Annotated in this window: 3 protein-coding genes; 2 read left to right on the forward strand and 1 reads right to left on the reverse strand. The window is 59.0% G+C overall.

Translation table 11 applies throughout. The annotated features are described in order from the left end of the window. Nucleotides 1–220: 220 nt before the first annotated feature. Nucleotides 221–784 carry a D-sedoheptulose-7-phosphate isomerase gene (locus CJ255_RS21400; protein WP_097646108.1) on the forward strand — a complete coding sequence of 188 codons (564 nt, stop codon included), beginning with the start codon at nucleotides 221–223 and terminating at the stop codon, nucleotides 782–784. 121 nt (nucleotides 785–905) lie between these two features. Continuing rightward, nucleotides 906–2,483: a phosphoglycerate dehydrogenase gene (gene serA, locus CJ255_RS21405; protein ID WP_097646109.1), complete on the forward strand. Its 1,578-nt coding sequence runs from the start codon at nucleotides 906–908 to the stop codon at nucleotides 2,481–2,483. Nucleotides 2,484–2,620: 137 nt separating this feature from the next. Here serA and CJ255_RS21410 read toward each other — a convergent pair whose 3' ends face one another. Continuing rightward, nucleotides 2,621–3,241, reverse strand: coding sequence for a Uma2 family endonuclease (locus tag CJ255_RS21410; RefSeq protein WP_097646110.1), 621 nt, complete (start codon nucleotides 3,239–3,241; stop codon nucleotides 2,621–2,623). Nucleotides 3,242–3,408 lie beyond the last annotated feature (167 nt).

A 3,408-nucleotide genomic window follows, 5' to 3' on the forward strand; every position in this document is an offset into this window, starting at 1 on the left:
AAGCCAGCTTGTCGAAGCCAGCTTGTCGAAGCCAGCTTGTCGAAGCCAGCTTGTCGAAGCCAGCTTGTCGAAGCCAACTTGTCGAAGCCAACTTGTCGAAGCCAGCCTGTCGAAGCCACCGCGCTGCCGTCTGCCAACCCAAGGCTTCTTCACACTAACCCCTATTTTCTATTTTCTCGTTTCTGTATCCTTCCCTCCACCCCTCCGCCACGGAATTGCTATGGCCTCCTTTCGCGCTCAAGCTCATGAGCTACAAGCAGTCCTGACCGCTTTTGTTGCTCAGTCAGAAGCTGTTGATACCATCGCTGGCCTTGTGAGCGAGGCGCTGCTCGCTGGGCATACCCTCTTTACCTGTGGCAATGGCGGCAGTGCCGCTGATGCGATGCACCTCGCCGAAGAACTGGTTGGGCGCTACCGCTCCAACCGCCGCCCCCTGGCTGCCTACTGCCTCAATGCCGATGGCGGCGCACTCACCTGTATCGCCAATGACTTTGGCTATGACCAAGTCTTTGCCCGTCCCTTGACTGCCCTGGGGCGGCCCGGCGATCTCTTGGTGGTCTTTAGTACCTCTGGCAATTCGCCCAATATCATCGAGGCGCTCCGCGTTGCCCGCTCACGCGGCATGCTCAGCCTTGCCCTGCTGGGTAACGATGGCGGCCAAGCCCTGCCCCTCGCCGACCACGCCCTCGTGGTGCCGAGCGCTGCCAGTGCCCGCATTCAAGAAGTTCATGGCCTGATTCTGCACGCTATCTGTGAAGAACTGGAAGAGCGTGTGGCTGGTTAGATATGGTTCGTGGCTGTTTTGCCGTCTGCGAGGACGCGAGGACGCGAAACTCTCGCTGCTGCGCCTCACGCATCCTCGCAAGCTGGTAAAGTAACCTTCCCGATTGTTAATGGAGAAACCTATGGATCGTATTCTCGTCACGGAAAAGATTGCCGCCGAAGGGCTTGAGGTGCTGAAAAAGGCGGGCAGTGTTGATGTTCGCCTCGACCTCGATAAGGCCGGTCTGCTCGCTGCTATTGGTGAATATGATGCCCTTGTGGTGCGTTCGGCTACCAAGGTTACCGCTGAGGTGATTGAGGCCGGCACCAAGTTGCGCGTGATCGGACGCGCTGGCACCGGCGTAGATAACATTGATGTGCCTGCCGCCACCGCTCGCGGCATCATCGTGGTGAACGCGCCCGCCTCCAACAATGTCGCGGTCGCCGAGTTGACCATTGGCCTACTCGTGGCCCTCGCCCGATCGATTCCCCAAGCCCACGCCTCGCTCCAGAGTGGCAAGTGGGAACGCAGCAAATTCGTTGGCTGGGAAGTTCGCGGCAAAACCCTTGGCCTCGTCGGTTTGGGGCGTATCGGCTCTGAAGTGGCCGTGCGCGCCCGCGCTATGGAGATGACCGTATTGGCCTATGATCCCGTGGTCTCGCTCGATCGCGCCGAGCAGATTGGGGTCGAGTTGGTGGCCATGGATCAACTCCTCAGCCGCAGCGATGTGGTGTCGCTCCATATTCCCTTGGTTGATGGCACACGCAATCTGTTTGATGAGGCCCACATTGCCAAGATGAAGCCCGGAGCCTTCCTGATCAATGCCAGCCGTGGTGGCATTGTCAATGAAGACGCCCTCATCGCTGCTATCGAGCAGGGTCAGTTGGGCGGTGCCGCCCTCGATGTCTTCAGCAGTGAGCCACCGCCCTCCGAAGCTGAAATCATTCACCACCCCAAGATCATTACTGTACCCCACATCGGTGCCTCCACCGCCGAAGCGCAGATCTCCGCAGGGAGCGAAGTGGCCGAAGGAGTCGCTTCGGCGCTTAGTGGCGCCACGCCGCGCTACGCCGTCAATGCCCCCTTTGTTGCCCCTGAAGCCTGGAGCGTTTTGCAGCCCTACCTCAACCTGGGCCGCCAGATGGGCCGCCTCGTCTCTCAGATGATCGAGATTCCAGTGCGGAGCTACGACCTTGAGTTTTGTGGTGAGTTGGCCGACATGGACACCCAGCCGATCAAACTGGCCATCCTTGAAGGCTTGCTAGAAGCGAATAGCTCCATGCGCGTCACGCCGGTCAATGCGCCCCTCATTGCCCGCGAACGCGGCATGCGGATTACCGAACGCACTACCCCTCATGCCGAGAACTACGGTGGTCTGTTGACCCTGCGCGTCCAGACGGGCGAGGGGGAGCATGTCTTTAGCGGCGCAGTGCTACGCGGCGAACCCCACATTGTCCAAGCCGACGGCTACTTCGTAGACTTCATCCCCCAAGGGCCGCTGCTCTTCACCTACCACCGCGACCGCCCCGGCATGATTGGGCGCGTCGGCACCCTCCTTGGCAGCGCCGATGTCAACATCTCCGGCATGTATGTCGGACGCCTCGCCCCCCGTGAGCAAGCCATGATGGTTCTCACCCTCGACGAACCCGCCTCGCCTGCCGTCCTAGCCCAGGTAGAGCAGGAAGAGGACATTGATCGCGCCATTGGGGTCGTGCTGTGAGATAGCAGAGGATTGCACCACAGAGACACAGAGAACACAGAGAATGTTATGGTACAGCAATCACCGTTGCCATTCCCTCCCTCAACCACTCTGTGTCCTCGGTGCCTCTGTGGTGCAATCCTCTGTACCTCGTCACCCTACTTTGCATCAAAGACATCAGCTACCCAAACCCCAAAGCCATCAAGCAACGTTGACTGCGCGTACTCACCACGAGCGAAGCACCCATACTCAGTGTAGGCTGCACCTTCAAGCACCAAGACCGTAATCGTTGCTGTGAGTGGATTGACAATCCAATACTCAGGGATCGCCGCCTGTGCATAATCGCTACGCTTCACCTTCGTATCGCGCTCAGGATCATCAGGGCTAACCACCTCAACCACAAGATCAGCGCCAAGCCAATAGCGCTGCTGGCGGCGCGGGTCATGAGCATCACACAGCAACAGTAGATCAGGCTCACGAAACTTGTTGGCGCGGATACGCAGCCGCAGTGGCGCATAGTAGACTTTGCCACCAATGCGTTGCACAAAAGCGAGCAAGGCCAGAAAGAGAAACTGCGAAATATCTTGATGTTCTTCGGTTGGCATTGGTAGCGCCTCAAGATAACCGTCGGTATACTCCAGCAATCGCTTGGTCTGGTCAGTCATCAATAGATACTGCTCTTCTGTCCAATGGCCTTGGAGCGCATCAAGACTTAGGAACGTCTCATCCTCCGTTTGCCAACGAATATGCAGCTTGGCCTGACGTGTCTCAACCGTCATTATTGCCCCTTTCTAGGATGCGAGGATGCGTGAGGCGAAGCCCTCGCGTCCTCGCGCCCTCGCGTCCTCGCGCCCTCGCGCCCTCGCGTTCTCGCGTCCTCGCGTCCTCGCGTCCTCGCGTCCTCGCGTCCTCGCGTCCTCGCGTCCTCGCGTCCTCGCGTCCTCGC

Origin of the sequence: Candidatus Viridilinea mediisalina (assembly GCF_002532535.1) — a bacterium.
Taxonomy (GTDB): domain Bacteria; phylum Chloroflexota; class Chloroflexia; order Chloroflexales; family Chloroflexaceae; genus Viridilinea; species Viridilinea mediisalina.